The 23,224-nt window shown below is 33.8% G+C and carries 18 protein-coding genes; 2 read left to right on the top strand and 16 right to left on the bottom strand.

Annotation, left to right across the window (positions count from 1 at the left end; genetic code table 11):
• Positions 1–22: 22 nt before the first annotated feature.
• The 12 genes from mnmA to ACUSJC_RS03355 form a co-directional block, all read right to left on the bottom strand.
• Complete coding sequence (gene mnmA / locus ACUSJC_RS03410) at positions 23–1,210, bottom strand: tRNA 2-thiouridine(34) synthase MnmA (RefSeq protein WP_449268151.1); 1,188 nt, start codon at positions 1,208–1,210, stop codon at positions 23–25.
• Positions 1,211–1,939 (bottom strand): toxin-antitoxin system YwqK family antitoxin, encoded by a 729-nt coding sequence (locus ACUSJC_RS03405; RefSeq protein ID WP_449268150.1) that lies wholly within the window; start codon positions 1,937–1,939, stop codon positions 1,211–1,213.
• A 12-nt stretch (positions 1,940–1,951) separates the two neighbouring features.
• A complete protein-coding gene (gene proC / locus ACUSJC_RS03400; RefSeq protein ID WP_449268149.1) occupies positions 1,952–2,767 on the bottom strand; it encodes a pyrroline-5-carboxylate reductase in 816 nt (271 codons plus the stop codon).
• A gap of 54 nt (positions 2,768–2,821) precedes the next feature.
• A complete protein-coding gene (gene yidC, locus ACUSJC_RS03395) occupies positions 2,822–4,702 on the bottom strand; it encodes a membrane protein insertase YidC (protein WP_449268148.1) in 1,881 nt (626 codons plus the stop codon).
• Positions 4,703–4,738: 36 nt separating this feature from the next.
• The gene (locus ACUSJC_RS03390) at positions 4,739–6,352 is read right to left on the bottom strand and encodes a CTP synthase (protein WP_449268147.1); all 1,614 of its coding nucleotides are present in this window, start codon (positions 6,350–6,352) and stop codon (positions 4,739–4,741) included.
• 165 nt (positions 6,353–6,517) lie between these two features.
• The gene (locus ACUSJC_RS03385) at positions 6,518–6,748 is read right to left on the bottom strand and encodes a DUF3820 family protein (protein WP_449268146.1); all 231 of its coding nucleotides are present in this window, start codon (positions 6,746–6,748) and stop codon (positions 6,518–6,520) included.
• 6 nt (positions 6,749–6,754) lie between these two features.
• Positions 6,755–8,716, bottom strand: coding sequence for a LysM peptidoglycan-binding domain-containing protein (locus ACUSJC_RS03380; protein ID WP_449268145.1), 1,962 nt, complete (start codon positions 8,714–8,716; stop codon positions 6,755–6,757).
• A 10-nt stretch (positions 8,717–8,726) separates the two neighbouring features.
• Positions 8,727–10,256 (bottom strand): glutamine-hydrolyzing GMP synthase, encoded by a 1,530-nt coding sequence (gene guaA / locus ACUSJC_RS03375; RefSeq protein WP_449268144.1) that lies wholly within the window; start codon positions 10,254–10,256, stop codon positions 8,727–8,729.
• A 51-nt stretch (positions 10,257–10,307) separates the two neighbouring features.
• Complete coding sequence (locus ACUSJC_RS03370; protein WP_449268143.1) at positions 10,308–11,486, bottom strand: AIR synthase related protein; 1,179 nt, start codon at positions 11,484–11,486, stop codon at positions 10,308–10,310.
• A gap of 109 nt (positions 11,487–11,595) precedes the next feature.
• Positions 11,596–12,045: a hypothetical protein gene (locus tag ACUSJC_RS03365; protein WP_449268142.1), complete on the bottom strand. Its 450-nt coding sequence runs from the start codon at positions 12,043–12,045 to the stop codon at positions 11,596–11,598.
• A 1-nt stretch (position 12,046) separates the two neighbouring features.
• Positions 12,047–12,880 (bottom strand): OmpA family protein, encoded by an 834-nt coding sequence (locus tag ACUSJC_RS03360; protein WP_449268141.1) that lies wholly within the window; start codon positions 12,878–12,880, stop codon positions 12,047–12,049.
• 169 nt (positions 12,881–13,049) lie between these two features.
• Positions 13,050–15,239 carry a glutamine synthetase III family protein gene (locus tag ACUSJC_RS03355; protein ID WP_449268140.1) on the bottom strand — a complete coding sequence of 730 codons (2,190 nt, stop codon included), beginning with the start codon at positions 15,237–15,239 and terminating at the stop codon, positions 13,050–13,052.
• A 471-nt stretch (positions 15,240–15,710) separates the two neighbouring features.
• Here ACUSJC_RS03355 and ACUSJC_RS03350 point away from each other — a divergent pair, with 471 nt between their 5' ends.
• On the top strand, positions 15,711–18,827 hold the full coding sequence (locus ACUSJC_RS03350) for a S8 family serine peptidase (protein WP_449268139.1): 3,117 nt from the start codon (positions 15,711–15,713) through the stop codon (positions 18,825–18,827).
• A 219-nt stretch (positions 18,828–19,046) separates the two neighbouring features.
• On the opposite strand, the gene ACUSJC_RS03345 is transcribed toward ACUSJC_RS03350, so the two are convergent.
• Positions 19,047–19,433, bottom strand: a complete 387-nt coding sequence (locus tag ACUSJC_RS03345; RefSeq protein ID WP_449268138.1) for a DUF2147 domain-containing protein — start codon at positions 19,431–19,433, stop codon at positions 19,047–19,049.
• Between the two features lie 520 nt (positions 19,434–19,953).
• Positions 19,954–20,487 (bottom strand): hypothetical protein, encoded by a 534-nt coding sequence (locus tag ACUSJC_RS03340; RefSeq protein WP_449268137.1) that lies wholly within the window; start codon positions 20,485–20,487, stop codon positions 19,954–19,956.
• 164 nt (positions 20,488–20,651) lie between these two features.
• On the opposite strand from ACUSJC_RS03340, the gene ACUSJC_RS03335 reads away from it, so the two are divergent.
• A complete protein-coding gene (locus tag ACUSJC_RS03335) occupies positions 20,652–20,873 on the top strand; it encodes a hypothetical protein (protein WP_449268136.1) in 222 nt (73 codons plus the stop codon).
• Positions 20,874–20,875: 2 nt separating this feature from the next.
• Here ACUSJC_RS03335 and ACUSJC_RS03330 read toward each other — a convergent pair whose 3' ends face one another.
• A complete protein-coding gene (locus ACUSJC_RS03330; RefSeq protein ID WP_449268135.1) occupies positions 20,876–21,229 on the bottom strand; it encodes a response regulator in 354 nt (117 codons plus the stop codon).
• A complete protein-coding gene (locus tag ACUSJC_RS03325) occupies positions 21,226–23,163 on the bottom strand; it encodes an ATP-binding protein (protein WP_449268134.1) in 1,938 nt (645 codons plus the stop codon). Before ACUSJC_RS03325 ends, ACUSJC_RS03330 begins: the two co-directional genes overlap by 4 nt.
• Positions 23,164–23,224: the final 61 nt, after the last annotated feature.

The following is a 23,224-nucleotide window of genomic DNA, read 5'->3' as shown; positions in this document are numbered from 1 at the left end:
TTTCAAAATATTTTTTTAGTTGTTACGAAATAACACCACTTCCTAAAACTTCGTCTTCGTGATGCCAAGCCACAAATTGCCCTTCTGTTATAGCGGATTGCGGTTCTTCAAAAACAACATACATTCCGTTTTCAAACTGATATAAAGTAGCTTTTTGTAAAGGTTGTCTGTAACGAATTCTAGCTTTTACTTCCATTGTTTCTCCGGGTTGTAAAGCTAAATCTTCACGAATCCAATGCACTTCGCTTTGTTGAATAAACAGTGCTTTTTTAAACAAGCCAGGATGTTGATTGCCTTGACCGGTATAGATCACATTGGATTCCACATCAGTTTCAATTACATAGAGTCCTTCTTTTGTTCCGCCAACGTTCAATCCTTTGCGTTGTCCTTTAGTGAAATAATGAGCTCCTTGATGTTTTCCAACGACTTTTCCTGAATCTTGTGAATACGAACGATTTTGAGCTTCAAATTCTAATTCTTCTTCTAACGAATGGAATTCCGGTTTTTCAATTTCGTACATCGGAGCTTCAGCAGCTATTTCAACAATTATGCCTTCTTTCGGTTTTAATTTTTGTTGTAAGAACTCAGGTAAACGTACTTTTCCGATGAAGCACAAACCTTGCGAATCTTTCTTTTCGGCAGTAACCAAATCTAATCGGGCTGCAATTTCGCGTACTTCCGGTTTGGTCAATTCACCAATAGGAAACAATGCTTTTGACAACTGTTCTTGTGACAATTGGCATAAGAAATACGATTGATCTTTATTCCCGTCTTTACCCGCTAACAACTGATACACTTCTTGACCGTCTTTTTCAATAGTCCCTTTACGGCAATAATGTCCGGTGGCCACATAATCAGCTCCTAAAGACAAGGCGATTTTCATGAAAACATCGAATTTGATTTCGCGATTACACAACACATCCGGATTGGGCGTGCGTCCTTGCTCGTATTCGTGAAACATATAATCTACAATACGTTCTTTGTATTGCTCCGACAAATCAACCGTCTGAAAAGGTATTCCTAATTTTTCGGCAACCAATAATGCATCATTACTATCTTCCAACCATGGACATTCGTTAGAAATCGTTACGGAATCATCGTGCCAATTTTTCATAAACAAGCCAATAACTTCATAACCTTGTTCTTTTAGCAAATAAGCCGCAACACTCGAGTCCACACCTCCAGAAAGTCCAACTACAACTCGTTTCATTTATTTTTTATCATTTTTAGTTTCCATTTCACCCGGATTTTCCATTTTGAAAGTCTTACGCGTGTAATGAGTCACTTTTTCTTTTTTAACTAATTTTCCTTTTTCGTAGGTTTCCCAATACCCCACTTTACGTCCGTTATTATACGTTCCCTTAAACTCTATATGTCCATTCCCATCATAATAAGTGACAGCTCCGTGAAGTTCTCCTTTTTTATAATTTAAATCCTCTAGCAACTTTTCATTTTTACCATATTTTTTATAATTTCCCTCCAACAATCCATTTTTGTAATGCGAAATCTCGGCAAGAGAACCGTCTTTATAAAACACTTTTCTTTCGCCTTCTAATTTTCCCGCTTTATAAAATTCGACCGTCATTAACTGAGGACTATCTAAATGATAGTATTTCCATTGCCCTTCCGGTAATTTATTCTTTAAAATACCTTCGCTTACTTTATTGCTCTTTTGATTGTAAAAAATCACATAACACGTTCCGTCTCCTTTAGAGAAATCGCGAGTTGCTATAACCGTTCCCGCTTTGGTATCGTCAAAATATTTAAAAACGCCCACTTCTTTTCCGTGCTCAAAAGTTCCTTCATAGCGAGGACGCTTTGACTCTTCATGAGTTCCTTTCCACAAACCGTGGCGCTTGCCGTTAGTATCTACCTGATTGATTTTCTCTTGAGCTGTTACTAGAAACGAACTTAAAATGAATAAAAGGATATATCGCATATTTTATTTTTCTTATAAATTATCAAATAGTTTGCCAAGTTCAATGGCTCTTGTATTGGCAGCTTCTACTCCATTTTCTATGCCATTAAAAAGGTTAAATTGAGTAAAAACTTTTAATGCGGCTTCAGTCGTTCCTCCTTTAGATGCCACTTTGTCAATCCATTGCTGATGCGAAATCTTACTTCTGTTTTGCAACTGAACAGCTCCTAAAAAGGTTTGGTTTACCAAAAACTCAGCTTCTGATTTTGAAAAACCTAATTTCAGTGCCGATTCCACCATTGCATTCATAAAATAAAACACATAAGCAGGACCACTTCCCGAAACGGCAGTTGCAGCATTCAGCATTTCTTCTTTTTCAACATAAATTGACTTTCCGGTGGTGTTTATTAAATTTTGAATAATGAACAATTCCTTTCGATCTAAATCAGTTGAGGCGCAAAATACGGTCATTCCCAACCCGATTTGCGTTGGAATATTAGGCATTGAACGCACTACTTTAGTATTAGCAAACGCTTGACTAATACTATTTATTGTAATTCCAGCCATAACAGAAAGCAATAAATGATCTTTATGAATGAACGGTTTTACGCTTTGTGCTAACGTATTAAAATCTTGAGGTTTTACAGCCAGAATAATAATATCGACATCAAAAACATTGGGGTTGGGTTGCGTGAAAAAATTAGCAGCATTAACCGGGAATTTTTCTTTTTCCACAATTTCGCTGCGATTCAACACCATAATATCGGACGAAGCTACAAAGCCTGAACCTACAAAACTATTTGCGTAGGTTTGTCCCATGTTTCCAAAGCCAATGATTAAAACTTTCATATTGCAAGATATAAAAAAAGCCCTGTTATTGAAACAGGGCTTAGATTTATGAATTTACTTTTTATTCACTTTTTGCTGCGCCTCAGCCTGTTCCATCATTTCGCGCATTTTACGCTGGAATTTACCTTCTTTTTTAGGTTTCGTTTTGTTTGCCTGAATTTTAGCATGTATTTTTTCATCGTTTACGATATATTTTTTAATCACTAACATAATACCGATAGTAATTGAATTTGAAATGAAATAGTACAATGATAATCCTGAAGCATAATTATTGAAGAAAACCAACATCATTAAAGGCGAAATATACAACATGATTTTCATGATGTTCCCCATATCCGGCATACCTTCTTGTTGTGGTTGCGCCATTTGCTGATCTCCGGTAGTCATTTTCATATAAAAGAAAATAGCAACAGAAGCCAAAATCGGGAACAAACTCACGTGGTCACCATAGAACGGTATTCTAAACGGCAATTGGTAAATACTATCATACGAAGATAAGTCATCTGCCCACAAGAAACTTTTTTGACGTAAGTCAAACATGGACGGGAAGAATTGGAACAACGCATAAAATACTGGCATTTGTAACAACGCCGGAATACAACCTGCCATAGGATTTACGCCCGCAGTAGAGTACAATTTCATTGTCTCTTGTTGTTTTTTCATGGCATTATCTTTATACTTCTCGTTTATCTCGGCAATTTCAGGACGCAATACTTTCATTTTAGCTTGAGACAAATACGATTTATACGTCACTGGCGACATTACTAAGCGCACCAAAATGGTAAACACGATAATAGCGATTCCGTAAGGTAAAAAGCTACTTACTAAACCAAATGCCGGAATGAATGCATAACGATTAATGAAACCAAAGATCCCCCAACCTAACGGCATAATCTCATCTAAATTTTTGTCGTAACCGTTTAAAATTTCATATTTAGCCGGACCATAATACATGTTCATCGTATAGTTCAATCCGCCATTTTTCAATTCTAAAGGCATTTTTGCCAAAAACTTCTTAGTATATAACGTGTCAATATCTTCGTTATCTACTAAGTTATATGATTTTAACTCCGCTGTTTTAAAAGGTGTATCTGTCAACAAAACTGAAACGAAATGATGCTGTTTGAAAGCTACATAAGTAACGTCAGAAGCAGTCGCATCTGTTTCTTTCTTTTGTGCGTTTAAGTAATCATCTTTTCCGCCTTCGTATTCAAAAACAACTTCAGTATAACGATTTTCGTAAGAAATACTTTTTTCATTTCTATATGTTTTCATTTCCCATTCTAAATCTACTGGCTTAGAAGCGTCAATTACGCTTTCTAATCCTTGCGAACGAATAGCAAAGTCCAACATATATTCTGTAGGTTTCAACACATAACGATATTCTAAAAACTGATCAGGACCGGCTTTTAACTGCATTGTTAACACTTGATTCTCCCCTTCAGTCGTTAACTTAGGTTCAAAATACAAGTCTTGTGTATGTAATACGCGATTGTCTTTTGTACTTAACGTTAAATCGAATTGCGCATTATTATCTTTAATTAACTGAACTAATTGTTTTGAATCTTTTTCGAATCTTTCAAAACCTAAAACTGTTGCTTCTGCAATATAACCACCTTTATTAGCGATTTTTAAAGCTAAAACATCATTTTTGATTTCAGTAAAATCATTTTTAGCTGAAGGTAAAGTTGCCGAATACGCAAATGAGCCTAATTCTTGTTGAGCTTTTACCATGCTTACAGAATCAGTAGCAACCACTACTTCTTTATCTGCTTCTGCTTTAGCTGTTTCCTTCGCTTTTTCAGCTTGTTCTTGTTTCTCTTTTTCTTTAAGCTCTTCTGGTGTCGGTGTATTGGAATACATCATCCACATCAGAATCCCAGTAATTAAAACAAAACCGACAATCGATTTTACGTCTAACTTTTTTTCTTCCATTTAGTTACAGTATTCTGTTACTGTTTAAGTAACTTTTTATTTTGATTTGTGTTGCACCGCCGCCGCTACAAAATTTACGAATAACGGATGCGGGTTGGCAACAGTACTTTTATATTCCGGATGGTATTGAACCCCTATAAAAAACGGATGTGTTGGTACTTCTACGATTTCTACTAATCCTGTATCCGGATTTAAACCTGAAGCTACCAAACCTTTCGCTTCCATTTCTGCCAAGTAATCTCCATTAAATTCGTAACGATGACGGTGACGCTCCATAATTTCTGATTTCCCGTAAATTTTGTTGGCCAAAGTATCGTTTTTCAAACTGCATTTCCATGCTCCTAAACGCATGGTTCCCCCCATATTTTTAATATCTTTTTGTTCTTCCATTAAATTGATTACCGGATGCGCCGTACTTTCATTCATTTCTGTTGAATTAGCATCTTTGTAGCCCAAAACGTTGCGAGCAAACTCAATTACTGCCATTTGCATTCCTAAACAAATTCCTAAAAACGGAATATTGTTTTCACGAGCATAACGAACCGTTTCGATTTTACCTTCGATTCCACGATTTCCAAATCCTGGAGCAACAAGTATGCCATCCAAGCCTTTTAGTTGATTTTCTGCCGTATTGGCATCTAAATATTCCGAATGAATAGAAATCACATTCACTTTTGTCTCATTTGCAGCTCCGGCATGAATGAAAGCTTCTAAAATAGATTTATAGGAATCTTGCAATTCCACATACTTTCCAACCAAACCAATATTGATGGTATGTTTTGGATTTTTCAATTTGTGTAAAAACTCATTCCATTGTGTTAAATCCGGATTTTGTTTTTCCGGTAATCCTAATTTTTTCAGAGCAACCGTATCCAATCCTTCTTCAAGCATTAAATTAGGCACATCATATATTGTTGATGCATCAATTGACTGAATTACTGCTTCTTTTTTTACATTACAGAATAGAGCCAATTTTTGACGCAAATCGTCTGATAATTCATGTTCGGTTCTACACACTAAAATGTCAGCTTTGATTCCGCTCTCCATTAACGTTTTAACCGAGTGCTGTGTTGGTTTTGTTTTTAATTCTCCGGCAGCAGCCAAATACGGCACTAACGTTAAATGAATTACAATTCCGTTTTCATCACCTAACTCCCACAACAATTGACGAACTGACTCAATGTAAGGTAACGATTCAATATCTCCAACCGTACCACCTATTTCAGTAATCACGATATCATAATCACCTGATTTTCCTAACAACTGCATGCGTTGTTTGATTTCGTTAGTGATATGAGGAACGACCTGAACTGTTTTTCCTAAAAACTCGCCACGGCGTTCTTTTTCAATTACTGACAAGTATACTCTACCTGTTGTTACATTATTAGCTTGTGACGTCGGAACATTAAGAAAACGCTCGTAATGTCCTAAATCCAAATCTGTTTCTGCACCATCATCTGTCACATAACATTCACCGTGTTCATAAGGATTAAGTGTTCCCGGATCGACATTGATATACGGGTCAAATTTTTGAATAGTGGTTCTATAGCCTCTGGATTGCAATAGTTTAGCCAAAGAAGCCGCTATGATTCCTTTTCCTAATGAAGACGTAACGCCTCCTGTAACAAAAATATACTTTGTTTGATTCATTGTGTTGTTGAGTTGTTGTGTTGTCGTTTAAAAAACTGGGCAAAGATAATATTAATTCGGCAATATGCCAATTGGAGATTTTGCTTATTTGAAGAATTCTAAAATTAATTCCGTTTTTAACTCTTTTTACTAAAATTTGAGATAGTTTTTAGCTTAAAAAACGAATTATGTTTTAGGAAATTGTTTTCTGATATTTCGAACTAACTCTTCCAATCCATTTAATTTTAATTCGTAAACCAATGCTAATTGTTCACCTAGTTGTCCTTTGGGGAAACCTTTTTGCTTATACCAAACGATGTAATGTTCGGGTAGATCTATAAGAAAACGCCCTTCGTATTTTCCGAAAGGCATTTTTGTATGAGCTAATTTTATAAGTTTTTCTTGATTAGAGTCCAATGTAAATTACAATGCCGGTTTAATTGTGTAATCATCACTATAATACTGAATAAACACAGCATCGTTGGCCATAATACCTCCATGATCTTCATAGTCAAAACCGTTTTCTACTTGTTCTGATTTATACTTTTTAGCGGTTTCCTCAAAACTTTCTGATTGACAAATACGCAATAACGTATCAAAAGTAATATCAAAGCCGGCATTTACTTTGGAATTAGGCGTTACTCCTCCATACAGTTTTTTATACTTATTTTCATAAATCAAACCTTCCGGAGTAGTAATTTCTCTTTTACTGGATGGAAACAATAAATTCAGATCCACCAAATTTTGCATTGGTATTTCATCATAATCTAAAGTATCATACAATTCAAAAACAACCAACTGAATATCGTATTCTTTTTTAAACTTCACTAACGCATTGGTAACATTCAGAACTTGATTTGCCAATTCTGATTCTAAAATCACATAGTTCTTTTTGCTTCTCACCAAATTTGCTTTAATACTCTCTAAATCAATGGCTCCTTCTGCATTATAAGTAGCATATTTAACATCTTTATAATTTTGCTGTAAATATTCTTTAGTACTGTTTTTCTTCGGACTAACTACGGCTAAAATATTACCATCTTTAGCATACATATAATTAAAGATGGCTTTATACATTGTTTCTTGTAAAGGAACAGCATTGTACAAATTAGCCATTGGCTTGCTCTTTTCTTTTGATAAAGGCGAAATCACAGGAATATCTTTAGACGCTAAATATTCGGCTGCTTTTTCCACATTTGCATTATAAAAAGGTCCGATAACCGCTTTTACGTTTGAAAAATTATTAGCCGAAATTAATTTGACTATACTTGAAGAAGAACTCGTTTCTTCAGCATCTAAAATTTTGACATCAACTGGCAACCCTAGCACTTTTGCCGAATCGATTGCCATTAACGCCCCTGAATAAAAATCAAGTGTCAGATTCAATAACTTACTATCTTTTATATATTCCGGAACTGTTCTGGTTGCATCTGCTTCCACTTTAGCTACATTAAAAGGCAACATGATAACCAAGCCTTTTCGAGTATAAAGATCTAACGTTTTTGTTAAATCAATTTTTGCTTTGCTTTTTGAAACAAAAGTATTCGGTAATTTTAACTTCATCCCGGTTTTAACACCGTTTTCAGCTTCGGGATTCAGCGCTAATAAATCTTCTTGTGAAACACTCAATTTTCTGGAAATACTATACAAGGTTTCTTCGGGTTTTACCACATAAGAACGTTCCATAACACCAATACTTGAAGTGTATTCTTTACCGTTTAGATTATTCGTTTTTTCTTGAGCTACTTTTTTCAGTTGAAGTGTATCTCCAATCTTCAAATCTGCTTCATCTAATTGCGGATTCAATTCTTTTAATTCAGCAACTGATAAATTGTATTGTTTTGAAATCCCATAAAGTGTTTCCCCGGTTTTCACCACATGAGAAAAAGCTTCTGTTGTATTTTTTGTTGTAGTAATTTCGACAGTATCATTAGAATTATCCGGATGATAATCTTTAGAAACAATTATTTCTTGACCAATTTTCAAGCCATTCTCTGCTACCTCAGGATTCCACTCTTTTAAATCAGCTACAGAAACGCTATATTGCTTTGCTAAACTATAAAGTGTTTCTTTGGTTTTCACCACGTGAGTTGTTGCCGAAGTATTATCTACCGAAATTGAAGTTCCTGTTTTAACGTCCGATTTTGTGGCAGTTACAATTTTTGTCGAAGATTTTGACGGAATCAGTAAAATTGCATTTTCCTTAATTCCATCTTTAGCTTCAGGATTCAACTGATAGATATCATAAGGCGTTACTTTATATTTTCTAGCTATGCTATAAACTGTTTCACCTTTTGCGATGTTGTGTTTCACATAAGGCTCTTGTCTTGCAGCAAACATACTACAAGATAATAACATTAAAAATGCAATTTTACGTATTACCATGTTTAAATTTTTATTCCCATTCAATAGTTGCAGGCGGTTTTGAGCTGATATCATAAACAACTCTGTTCACACCTTTCACTTTATTAATAATTTCATTTGAAACTTTCATTAAGAACTCATACGGCAAGTGAACCCAATCAGCAGTCATTCCATCAGTAGATTCAACTGCACGTAAAGCTACTACTTTTTCATACGTACGTTCATCTCCCATTACACCTACACTATTTACCGGAAGTAAAATAGCACCTGCTTGCCACACCTTGTCGTATAAACCGTGTTCTTTTAATCCGTTGATGAAAATAGCATCAACTTCTTGCAATATACTAACTTTTTCCGGAGTAATATCTCCTAAAATTCGGATTGCTAATCCTGGTCCCGGGAACGGATGTCTTCCTAACAATTCGTCATCAATTCCTAATGTTTTACCCACGCGACGTACTTCGTCTTTAAACAACATTCGTAAAGGCTCTACCACTTGCAATTTCATAAAATCCGGCAATCCACCTACGTTGTGGTGCGATTTAATTGTTGCAGAAGGTCCTTTTACCGAAATAGACTCAATTACATCGGGATAAATAGTTCCTTGACCTAACCATTTTACATCGGTTAACAAGTGTGCTTCATCATCAAAAACTTCGATAAACACACGTCCGATAGCTTTACGTTTAGCCTCCGGATCTTCTAACCCGGCTAAAGCATCCAAAAAGCGTGCCGAAGCATCAACCCCTTTTACGTTTAGCCCCATATCTTTATATTGATGCAATACTGCGTCAAACTCATTTTTACGCAACAAACCGTTGTTTACGAAAATACAATACAAGTTTTTACCAATAGCTTTATTCAATAAAACCGCAGCAACTGTAGAATCTACACCTCCCGACAATCCTAAAACCACTTTGTCGTTACCGATTTTTTGTTTTAGTTCTTCTACAATTTCTTCTACAAACGCATTTGGTGTAAAACTTTGTTCTACTCCGGCGATTTTCACTAAGAAGTTTTCCAACATTTGTTTACCATCTGTTGAGTGGTATACTTCAGGGTGGAATTGGATTGCATAAGTTGTTTCACCTTCAATTTTGTAAGCTGCATTTTCAACGTCTTTAGTACTTGCTAAACGTACACCATTTGTCGGTAATTGCTTAATTGTATCTGAGTGGCTCATCCAAACTTGGCTACCCACATTCACATTTTCGAAGAAAACTTCATTTTCTTTAATGAAAGACAAATTCGCTCTACCATACTCACGAATATTTGATGGCGCTACTTCTCCTCCTGAAAAATGAGCTAAATATTGCGCTCCGTAACAAACTGCCAACAAAGGTTTTTTACCTCTAATTTCTGATAAATCAGGATGTGGTGCATCTTCTGCACGAACAGAAAACGGACTTCCAGACAGAATTACAGCCTTGAAAGACGATAAATCTTCCGGCGGATTATTATACGGATAGATTTCACAAAAAATATTCAGTTCTCTTACTCTGCGAGCAATTAACTGCGTGTATTGTGAACCAAAATCTAAAATTAAAACGTTGTGTTGCATTGTTGTTTGTTGTATTTATTTTATGTTCTCGACTCCGCTCGAACTGACATCTTAGTATTCAAATTTTCCGTATTCGGAAGTTATTGTTAATTTTTTCTCTGTCGAAGCTTCCACTCTCCCTACAATTTGTGCATCAATATTGAACGATTTTGAAATGGCAATAATATCATTTGCTAATTCAGCCGGAACGTACAATTCCATTCGATGACCACAATTGAACACTTGGTACATTTCTTTCCAATCGGTTTTTGATTGCTCTTGTATCAATTTGAATAACGGTGGAACCGGAAACAAATTATCTTTTATCACGTGAACGTTATCCACAAAGTGAAGCACTTTTGTTTGTGCACCACCACTACAATGAACCATTCCGTGAATATCATTTGCATTGTATTTTTCTAAAATCTTTTTGATAACCGGCGCGTAAGTTCTCGTTGGAGAAAGCACTAATTTTCCGGCGTCAATCGGACTATCTTCAACAGCATCTGTCAGTTTGGTTTGACCTGAATACACTAATTCGTTTGGTACAGAAGCATCAAAACTTTCCGGGTATTTTTCGGCTAAATATTTAGCAAAAACGTCATGACGAGCAGAGGTTAAGCCGTTACTTCCCATTCCTCCATTATATCCTTTTTCATAAGTTGCCTGACCGAATGAAGCTAAACCTACAATAACATCACCTGCTTGAATATTAGCATTATCAATAACATTTTCGCGTTTCATGCGAGCCGTTACTGTTGAATCTACAATAATGGTACGAACTAAATCGCCCACATCTGCAGTTTCCCCACCTGTTGAATGAATGGTAACGCCGTGTTCTTTTAGATCTGAAATTAATTCTTCCGTTCCGTTGATGATTGCAGAAATCACTTCGCCAGGAACTAGATTTTTGTTTCTTCCAATAGTGGACGACAACAAAATATTATCGGTTGCACCTACACAGAGTAAGTCATCGATATTCATAATTAAAGCGTCTTGCGCTATGCCTTTCCAAACGGATAAATCCCCGGTTTCTTTCCAATACATATAGGCTAAAGACGATTTAGTTCCGGCACCATCAGCGTGCATGATGATGCAATATTGATCATCATTTGTTAAATAATCCGGAATAATTTTACAGAAAGCTTTGGGGAACAACCCTTTATCAATGTTTTTAATTGCATTGTGGACATCTTCCTTTGAAGCGGAAACCCCTCTTAAATTGTAGCGTTTGCTATTTTCAGAGCTCATTAAATGTTGTGTTGTTAGTTGGAAATCACTTCTTTTTTATTGAAATAATTTCTCTTTTTAGTTGTGTTGCAAAGATAGTTTTAAAATTTAAAATTCAGAAATTAAAATTTTAGATTTTAACACGATAAATTCCATCAACTAGAGCACTTTCATTATTAGGGAATTGAACATTATCTGTTTTATACAGTATATAACATTCTTCTTCTTGGGCAATTGTACTTAAATGAACCTCAATTTCTCTGGTCTCAGATGTTTCTGTATTCTCTAAAGTTACATAAACAACTTCATCAGTTAATATTCCAGCCGGAAAAGTAACATGAATAAAATTTTTATCGACTACAAAATTAAATGATACTAATTCATCATCTGCATCTGTAATAACAATTTGATCACTTGTAAACATTTCATTTTCAAAAACGTTTTCTTCTGTAGTTTGGTCTACGAATTCCAAGAATAAAGAAGACGAATCCGGTGCATTAACATCCGAACAATTATCACTACAACCTATTAATGCGCTGCTCAATACTGTCACTAAAACTATTAGTCTGGCAAATTTCATATTACTTGCTTAAAATTTCTATTTCAACTCTTCTATTGGCTGCTGCCTGTTCTTCATTATCTTCAGGAATGGGATAAATAGGATAACGAACGCCATAACCTGTTACGGAAACCCTTTGCATGGGAATTCCTTTAAACATTAAGAAACGACGAACTTGTTTTGCTCTTTCTAATGATAAATTTCTCCTGTCATCATCTACACAACAAATGTGTCCTTGAACCTGAATGGTTAAGCTTGGATTATTTTGTAGAACAAACAACAAATCATACAAAGCCGGCTGAGATTCCGGGGTGATTTGAAATGTGTTCTGATAAAAATTAATATTTTTTAGAATTATTTTATCTCCTCTCTTGGCAGCTGCTACTTTTTCATGGAGTGGAGCATCATCTGAGACTTTCGCTATATTTATTGTGTCCGGTTCTACTTCGGGTTTAATGCCTAAAACTTGATTTTCTTTGTCAAGCTCTTCTTCTTTGAGATAGTAAATAGTTGCTCTTCGATTTTCGGCTTTAATTTCAGATTGCTTAAAATTTTCACCATAGCTAATCGTTTTAAAATCTTCTCTGATATTTATCTTTCCTATTATAGAGCGATATACAAAATCTACTCTTTTTTGGGATAATCCACTATTGTATTCATCGGTTCCTACTTCATCAGTATACCCTCTGATTGATAAAATTTTTGATTTACGATTTTGAATAATCCATTCTCTAAGTCTTATTTTTTCGGATGATGCTAACACAAATTTATCGGTTTCAAAATAGAATGAAATTGTATCTTGAGAGAAGACCGAAAGCGAAAAAAATAAAAATAACAAATAAAAAATGCGATTCATTCTATTTTTTTTACGAAGTAACGATTTTTTAAGGAAAACTTAAAATTTATCTTTTCTTTTTCTAAAATTAATATTTTTTATCCTAACGAGAAAAGGTGCTTTTTGGTATGAAAAAGCCTGCACTTTTTTCAATAATGCAGGCTAAAAAAACTAACTATAATATAAAATCTTATCTAATGAAAAGTAGTTCTCTGTATTTTACCAAAGTCCACATTTCATCATCTACTAATAATTCTAATTTATCAGCGTGGTAACGAATTAATTCAAAGAAAGGTTTTACCAAGAAACAATAAGCGCTTGCCATTTCTTCAGTAGATCCTAAAGCATTTGCTTTTTTACGTTCTTCTGTCATTTCGTCAACTTTAGAATTAATTGCTTCGATATGTTCAGAAATTTCTTTGATTAATGAAATTTGTTCTTTCGCTAAAGGTTCAAAATCTTTACCAAAGATTTCTTTTAATCCTTTTACGTTTTCAATTAATGTATTTTGATAACGAATAGCTGTTGGAATCACGTGGTTACGAGCAATATCTCCTAAAACTCTACCTTCAATTTGAATTTTTTTAATATACTCTTCTAATTCAATTTCGTAACGCGCTTCAACCTCAACATGATTCATAATCCCTAACTCTTCAAATAAAGCGATTGCTTTTTTAGAAACTTTAGCTTTTAAAGCTTCCGGAGTTGTTTTATGATTACTCAATCCACGTTTTGCTGCTTCTTGTTCCCAAGCTTCGCTATAGCCATCTCCTTCGAATAAGATATTACGAGATTGTTTAATGTACTCTCTTAATACATTAAAGATAGCTTCGTCTTTTTTAAGACCTTTTTTCTCAATTAAAGCATCTACTTCTTTTTTGAAATCCATCAATTGTTTAGCTACAATTGCGTTTAAAGTTGTCATTGGGTTAGCACAGTTTGCAATTGAACCCACAGCTCTAAATTCGAATTTATTTCCTGTGAAGGCGAATGGAGACGTTCTATTTCTGTCGGTATTATCTAAAAGTAGATCTGGAATTTTACCAACTACGTTTAATTTTAAATCTGTTTTTTCTTTTGGAGATAATTTTCCTTTAGAAACGCCTTCTAATTCTTCTAAAACAGCTGTTAATTGTTGACCAATGAATACTGAAATAATTGCCGGGGGTGCTTCATTAGCTCCTAAACGGTGGTCATTACTTGCTGATGCAATAGAAGCTCTTAATAATTCTTCATATTCATGAACTGCTTTAATAGTGTTGATGAAAAATGTTAAGAATTGTAAGTTACTCATTGGCGTTTTACTTGGACTTAATAAGTTAATTCCAGTATCAGTTGCCATTGACCAGTTGTTGTGTTTTCCTGAACCGTTTACTCCTTTGAATGGTTTTTCGTGTAATAACACTTTAAAATCATGACGCTCACCTACTTTTTGCATTACATCCATTAACAAAGAGTTGTGGTCTACTGCTAAGTTTGTTTCTTCAAAAATTGGTGCTAACTCAAATTGGTTAGGGGCAACCTCATTGTGACGTGTTTTTACCGGAATACCTAACAACATACATTCGTTTTCTAAATCTCTCATGTAGTTTAAAACACGAGTTGGGATAGAACCGAAGTAATGATCTTCTAATTGTTGTCCTTTAGCCGCTGAATGCCCTAACAATGTACGGCCTGTTAATGTTAAATCTGGACGTGAATTTGCTAAAGCTCTGTCTACTAAGAAATATTCTTGTTCCCAACCTAAAGTCGGGGTTACCTTTTTAACGTTTTTATCAAAATATTTTGCTACTGCTGTCGCAGCTGTATCTACAGCGTTTAAAGCTCTTAACAAAGGGGTTTTGTAATCTAATGCTTCTCCTGTATAAGAAACGAAAATCGTAGGAATACACAAAGTAGTTCCAAAAATGAAAGCTGGAGACGTAGGATCCCAAGCTGTATAACCACGAGCTTCAAAAGTATTACGGATACCACCATTAGGGAACGAAGAAGCATCTGGCTCTTGTTGTACCAATTGCCCTCCACCGAATTTTTCTACCGGATCTGAACCGTCAAATGAAGTTTCGAAGAAAGCATCATGTTTTTCAGCTGTAGCACCAGTTAAAGGCTGAAACCAGTGAGTATAATGTGTTACTCCTTTTGACAAAGCCCACTCTTTCATACCCATTGCCACGTGCTCTGCTGTGTTTCTATCGATTTTTGTTCCGTTTACGATAGCACTCTTTACTGCTTTATAAGCTTCAGGAGTTAAATATTGACGCATTGCTTTATCATTAAAAACATTGCTACCAAAGATTACTGATTTTTTGTCTAGATTTTCAACAGAAACCGGTTTTCTATTTGCAGTTTCTTTTAAAGTCTGAAAACGAAATGTCGACATAAAGTTGTGTTTTATTTAATTATACCTTTAAAAATTCATGGCAAATATACAAAATTTCATGTCATTATTAATTACACCCCCTATTTTTTAAGACATAATTAAAAACAGATACAAAAATACACATCCTACCACAACATTTATTAATCAATATAGTCTACAAATATTAAAATTATTAATTAATCGCTTCTTAATATCTAAACAACCATAATGAATGAAATTACTTATGTTAAAACAAAAACAATAAAATATTGTAGCTAATATTTTATATTTTAACAAAATATACATTTTTTCTGTACCTTAAATATTTTTTTATATTCTATTTTTGATACAATCAACCTCCTTTATTAAATATTATGAAGCAGATATTCAATTATTTAATGATTCTAAAAACTTTCCATCCTCCTTGAAGCTTACTCTTCTTAAATAGAAGAATTCAAAAATATATTTTCTTAATCAAAATTATAAACTATCATGAAAAACAATATTTATATACTTATTTTAATGCTACTATTTGGCCACAACCTTTTAGAAGCTCAAAGCAATTACTACTATTATTACAATGACCAAAAAATTTATGTTGATATAGACAGCGGATTTATCAGTTTAAATTCTAACTCAAACAACATTGAATTAAATAAGTATAATCTTTTTTTTACATCAAAAACAGACTTTGTAGAAAACAGCCTTAGAAGCTATGTACAGAATAAGGCTACTGATCAATCTCTAAAGAATTACTATACAGAGTTGTCCATTTCTGATAATATTAAAAACAACTTATCAGAATATATTAGCTTTATAAAAAAACTAAATAATCATCCATCTGTAATTAAGGCTTCTCCATGTTATAGAACTACTTCTGGAAAAAGGTTAGGGTTAACCAATCATTTTTATGTAAAAATTAATACAGGGGGTTCTACAGTCTTATATGATTATGCTCAAAAAAACGATTTAGAAGTCTTAGGACAAGATCCTTATATGAAAGATTGGTACATGATTAGTTGTACTAAAAACAACCGTAAAAATGCTTTAGAATATGCAAATCAGTTTAAAGAATCGGGATTATTTATTACTGCCGAACCTGAATTTGTTTATCATGATTTACAAGCTACTAATGATCCTTTATATGGCAACCAATGGGGACTATTAAATACAGGCCAATATGGTTCTGCTTATTCCGGAATAGACATTAATGCCGAGCAAGCTTGGACCATTACAAAAGGAAACAATGTAAAAGTAGCTATTTATGATCACGGTTTTGAGATGGATCATCCTGACTTAATCACAAATGTATACGGAACAGGATTTGATGCTACCACAGGAACTTCTCCCTCTCAAGTAAGAGGAAGTCACGGTACGGCTTGCGCAGGTATTATTGGTGCAATTCAGAATAATAATCTTGGAGTAAGTGGAGTTGCTCCTGAGTCTGATATTGTTTCTATAAGTATCAATCTTTTATTTTCAGATACTCCTGCTCAACTAGCTAGCGGTTTCAACTGGGCATGGCTAAACGGTGTTGAAGTTATCAGTAACTCATGGGGAGGCTATAGTCCTTCTACCATCATAACGGATGCCATTTATGATGCCATTAATTATGGAAGAGGCGGAAAAGGATGTGTTGTTGTCTTTGCAGCCGGAAATGAAAACAATACAAATATCAGATATCCGGGGAGTGCCGTTCCTGAGGTACTAGTTGTAGGAGCGATGAGTCCTTGTGGCGAAAGAAAAAGTTATAGCTCATGTGACGGAGAAGGTTGGGGAAGCTGCTATGGTACTCAGTTAGACATTGTAGCTCCCGGAGTTAAAATACCAACAACAGACAGACAAGGAAGCTATGGTTATTCTTCTAATGATTATTATGGAACATTTAACGGAACATCTTCTGCCTGTCCTCATGTTGCAGGAGTAGCCGCTTTAATTTTGTCTGTCAATCCGTGTCTTACTGCACAACAAGTAAGAGACATTATTGAACAAACCGCTCAAAAAGTCGGTGGATATTCATACACAACCACTAGTGGAAGACCCAACGGAACATGGAATAATGAAATGGGATATGGATTAATAGATTCCTATGCTTCCGTTCAAATGGCTCAAAATATGTATTCTGCCAATTTAGATCTTTATGTTAAAGATTCTTCAGACGATATAGGATCAGAGCCTAACACTATTACTCCATATATGTGGGCAAGTAATGATATTTGGGTCAGAAATTACAATGACGGAGGTTTGACACATCAAAATCCAGATTATTCTTCTGCCGGAAATCCAAATTATGTAAGAGTAAGAGTGATCAATAAAAGCTGTGTTGCTTCAACTGGTAATGAAGAACTGAAATTATACTGGGCCAAAGCATCAACAGGTCTTTCCTATCCTAACCCTTGGTTTGGCGGTATCAGTCATCCTATTACAGGCGCCAGTATGGGAAGTCCTGTAGGAACATTAACAATTCCTGTTATTCAACCAGGAGAGGAAGCTATTCTTACTTTTCCTTGGGTTGTTCCTAATCCGGCTGATTACGGAAACGATGGCGACCAATGGCATTTCTGTCTATTAACTCGAATTGAGAGTACAAATGATCCTATGACCTTTTATGAAACGACTAACCTAAATGCTAATGTTCGCAATAACAATAATATTGCATGGAAAAATGTTACTGTTGTAGATGTTATACCTAACAACGTTATCAATCCAGGTGGTGTCATAGCAATAACCAATCCTTTTAGACAAAGAAAGAAATTCTATTTGGAATTTAAAGTAGATGATTCCGAAATAGAGCAACCTATTTATCGAGAAGCAGAAGTAAGCTTAAAAATGGATGACTACCTTTATAGAATATGGATTGAAGGAGGGGGAAATGCTCAAGGACTAATCCGATCAAATGAAGAGAACAGATTAATCGTTGAAGACAATAATGCTATCCTGAACAATCTTTCTTTTGAACCCGAAGAAATCGTAACTTTAAAATTAGACTTCAACTTTTTATCTGAGCGATTGACCGAGAAAGAAACGTATGTATATCATGTCATTCAGAGAGATTTGGAAACGAGAGAAATAATAGGAGGAGAAACGTTCATTGTCAATAAATCAACCCGAGAATCTTTTGAAGCTGATGCAGGAGAAACCAGAGAAATTAATTCAGACGAAACAATAACTATCAGCGCCAAAGACATTAATGAGCCTGCTCTTTACAATTGGTATGATAGTAAAGGTAATTTAATCTATCAAGGTAAAGACCTTCAAATTGAAAAAGCTGTAGCTGACAAATATAAATTAGAAGTTATTTCAACTCTTGATGGCTTTAAAGATTATGCTGAAGTAGAAGTAAAACTAAAATCAGGAAGATTAGAAAGTATAGCTCCTAACCCTGCAAAAAACAAGGCAGATATAAGCTATAAACTTAATGGAGCAAATTCTGCTTATTTGATGATTGTAAGCGATTATGGAAGCTATGATGTGTCTAATAATTATATTTTAGAACCAAAATCTGAAAAAATCAATATTGATTTAAGCAATTATCCTAATGGTGTATATTCTGTTGCATTAATTATAAATGGAAAAATAGTTGATGCTACAACCCTAGTTAAACAGTAAGTTATAAAAAACTGTCTCGAAGATATTTTTCGAGACAGTTTCTTTTCTTAAATAATGATATTATGTTTTTTTAATTTACAAAACAGAACACTATTCTTTCATGGTGTAAAAAAGCAATACTAACACTGTTTTGTATCCAACTTGTCCATGACAAAAGATAAGCTATTTTATTTTTTATATAATGACGTGGGTAAAATTATAGATTAACAGACAAAGAAATCATTTTATTCTATTCCAAACCTTTACTTTTTTTATTAACCCGTTAGTTGCTTCCACACGAAGTTCGTTATGTGAAGGCAGTGAGATATTAGCTGTGAAATCAGATTTAATTTCAGGAACCCAAATTTTGCCTTCCCAATGTGGATTTTGATACTCAATTTCTCTAATGACAATATCACCAACATTAGCTCTGAATTTATCAGATTGTTGCCAAATAATTTTTCCAAAATACAGATGATTCTCTTTATAAACCTCTATTCGTCTGTCTTTATCTGGACTCTCCCATTTCCCCAAAATGGCATCACTTTTAGAAGGTGTAAAACCCAAAAGTAGTATGACGACTCCAATGATAACTAAACTCGATTTTAAAAAAGTAGAATTTTTCATAGCAAAAAACTTTACTAACAAATATACTATTTTTCATATAAAAAGCAAGGTTAAAATATTTTGCTTTCAAACTTTTCCCAACTCTTATTTTTACAAAAAGCTTTCATTTTTAACCTATTGGGTGAAATTAAATCAGCTAATTTTTAATATTGTTATAGTTCTGTCAAATAATACTGAATCAAAATTCAAAGAACTTATCACTTCTAAAACCTTAAAATAGTTTCTAACTATATTTGAATTCAATATTGGCTGTTCAACAACTTCAAAACACCGATTTTTAAAAACTTGATTAACATGTAATCTTTTTAATTTAACTCAAATAGTTTCTGTTTTACCCAACGGGTTAATTAAAATCCCTTTTTTAAAACCCGACCACTTCATGTTCTTAGCAACTTTATCTCAAAGATACTACATTGACTAAAGGATATAATAAAAAAGAAAATGAAACTATCACATTAGATTTTGAAAGGGCATAAAAAAAGCTCTGAAAATCAGAGCCTTTTTTTGTTATTCCTTCTTTTTATAGTTTAATTTTAGTTACTTTACTGTCATCTATATCATAGTACTTCAGTACAGCTTCGTAATCTGTAAAATCAACTGATTCTTTAGGGGTTGCCATTTTATTACTAAAATAACCAGGAATTACAACCACCCTAAAAATTTGATTTTGAGACCAACTTGAATCTAATGTATTCAAATCGAAATTAGCACCTAAGAATACATTTGCATCATAAGTAGTGAAATCAAAATTATAATCCAATTCTCCTCCACCATTCAAGTAATATGTTTGTGGTAAAAGTCTCCAAATATCATTTCCGTTTACCACATCATATAAGTGGTACATAAGAATCATGTCTGAAGTATAAGTTTGATGAGGAAAATTTAAAAGGACACTAAAATCATTTCCATAGTAAAAATCTACGTTTGTGTATTCCCAAACTTCACTAATAGTATCGCTATCATAACTATCGTCTTGCACATAATATTCTTCTTTTGTACAACTCTGTAAAACTGCCATTCCGGCTAACGCTAAAAATAGTATAACTTTTTTCATAACTTTATTTTTTATGTTTATATATTCTAATTAATACTTTTCAATAGTCGTGCCAAAAAATTAAATCCCCTTAGTTATATATGGCAATTCTATAACAATCAAGGAGCAGATTGTAATGCTTCAACTACTTTAAGTCGCTAAATTTACCAAAAAAATTAAATGTCATGAAAACAAAAAAAATAATCGGAACTATTTTAATATCGATTGGGCTATTTTTAGGATTCAAAGGATATTATATTATTAAAGAAAATAAATCAAAGGTTGAGATTTTAGATTTAGAAATGGATTTCTCTAATAAAGGAAAGATAGAAACCGGGTATTTCTATTTAGGCGGATCAGCACTTTTATTGGTTTTGGGTACTTTTATTGCTTCCAGAAAAGATTAGTGTTAGTTAGAAAGCAATTCCAGACTATTCATAAAATCTTTAATATCAAAGGGTTTTGCTATATACCCTACTTTATGTAGCTTTTGACTTTCTGCAACTCCGTCTACGTTAGCGGACATTAATAATATGGGAATGTTTTTAAATTTTTCAGAACCTTTAAAGGATTTAGCCAAATCAACTCCATTGCCATCAGGGAGCATTATATCTAAAACAAAAAAATCAGGAGCTGCGTTGTCCAACCCTTTAATCAGAGAACTAATACTATGAAAAGCATAGGCTTCATATCCTCTTCGTTTAAGTAACAATAATACTAATTGTGCTATTGCTAAGTTGTCTTCCAAGATATAGATTTTCATGCCCAACATACGCCTATCGGAATTTTAAAAACAAACTCAGAACCTTGATTCATAATACTATTCACTGAAAGTGTTCCTCCGTGTTTTTTAATTATCTTACTACATAAAAACAAGCCTATTCCTATTCCGCTAATATTCTTTTGAGTTGGTATTCGGTAGAACCTGTCAAAAATATTGTGAATATGCTGTTCTGAAATTCCTATTCCGGAATCAATTACCTTAACAATTACTTCGCTATTTTCTGTTTTTGCCTGAACAACTACTTTATCCGCATCCGGAGAATATTTTACAGCATTGGATATCAAATTATATAGTACTTGCTGAATTCTTCTTTTATCTGCTGAAATCAGCATTGATTGAGCGTTCTCAAATATGATATCGTGTGTATTTTGTGCATACGAAACTGTTTCTATGGTATCTTTCACTAATTCTGACAAACAAAATTCGCTTTTTTCTAATGTCATTTTCCCGGCGCCTATTTGCCCAATATCTAAAAGATCATTAACTAAGAAATTGAGTTTATCAATCTGTTCCAAAACTTTGTCTATGTATAAACGCAATTCTTCATCTTGATTTACTTCTTCCAACACTTGCATAAAACCTTTAATTGTTGTTAAAGGGCTTCTTAACTCATGTCCGACTACGGTAATGAATAAATCTTTTTTATTAGACAATGTCTTTACATTCTCCAACAGTCTTGAATTTTCTAATGCTATAGCTGCCTGACTTGCTATACTTTGCATCATTTTTATATGTTCCTGCGAAAATCGCCCGGGCATTGAGTGTCCAAACAACAAGCTTCCTAAATTTTCTCCACTCATCGAAATAACAGGTATTGACATGTAGCTTCTCACCGCTAAATGCCCTTTTGGCAACCCATTGTGAGGTGTATTCTTACCAAAGTCTTCATGCTGTGTTATATCATTTGCAATAAAAGCTTCTTTACTGTTAAATGTTTTTTTAAAAATATCGGTATTTCTTGGCATGCCTAGCTTCATAAAATCTTCCCGTTTAGCTCCCGATAAAGTAAAAAGTCTCATTGCTTCTCCGTCTTCTGTTAGCGAGTTATAGAAAAAAGCACCATAACTTGCTCCGCTAAACTTTGTTGTTACATCTGTTACAATCTGAAGAATGTTCTGAACATCCAGATTTTGAGACAAGCTTTCCCAAATATTATTAAGATATTGTAAATTTTCAACATGTTTTTGAAGCAGTTTTTCAGCAGTTACAAAAGAAGTAATATCTGAAAAACATTTACTAATTCCCAGTATTTCATTATTTCCTCCCAGAATGAGTTGGCTTGTAATTTTAAAAAAACGATTTTCTCCATTAACTGCAATTTCTTCTTCTGAGCACTTTAGTTCTTTTGTCTTTTGCAATTCAATGACTTCCTGTGTTATTTTTTCTTTTGTAAAAGAGGAAAAAGGAAGTTTAACTATTTTTGATCCGATAACATCATTCCTTTTCAATCCGAATAATTTTTCTGCTGCAAGATTCCAAACGACTATTTCTCCGGAAAGTGTATAACTAATTATTGTATCCGAAGCTTCATGAATAAAAGCGGTTGAGAACAAATTATTGAGACAACGCTTAGAATGAACAGCAAATCTAAAAAAGAAAACCAACTCCTGATTATCTGTTTGTTGGATCTGTAGATTTTCTTTAATGATAGATTCTTCATTCAGCAGAGAGACAACCTCATTTAAATCTGAACTAAAACGTAACTTTTCTTGGATTCTTTTTGCAAGCATAATGCTATTGCATATTAGCTCTACAGCATCAAAAATCGTTTTTTGGGAACCATAAACTTTTATAACATCTGTTTCAAATAATAAATTGCTCCAAGAAATATTTCCTTTTTTGTCTGTAATACAAACATAAAAAGGCAAGGAATCAAATAGCTCTAAATTATTCCTAATAGTATTTGATAACATGCTCGTTTATAATTGTTTTCTAATAGTTCTTTTTCTGTATAAAAATAGGGAAATAACAAGA

The sequence above is a fragment of the Flavobacterium sp. U410 genome, from assembly GCF_053570605.1.
This window is presented reverse-complemented; position numbering and strand designations above follow the sequence as displayed.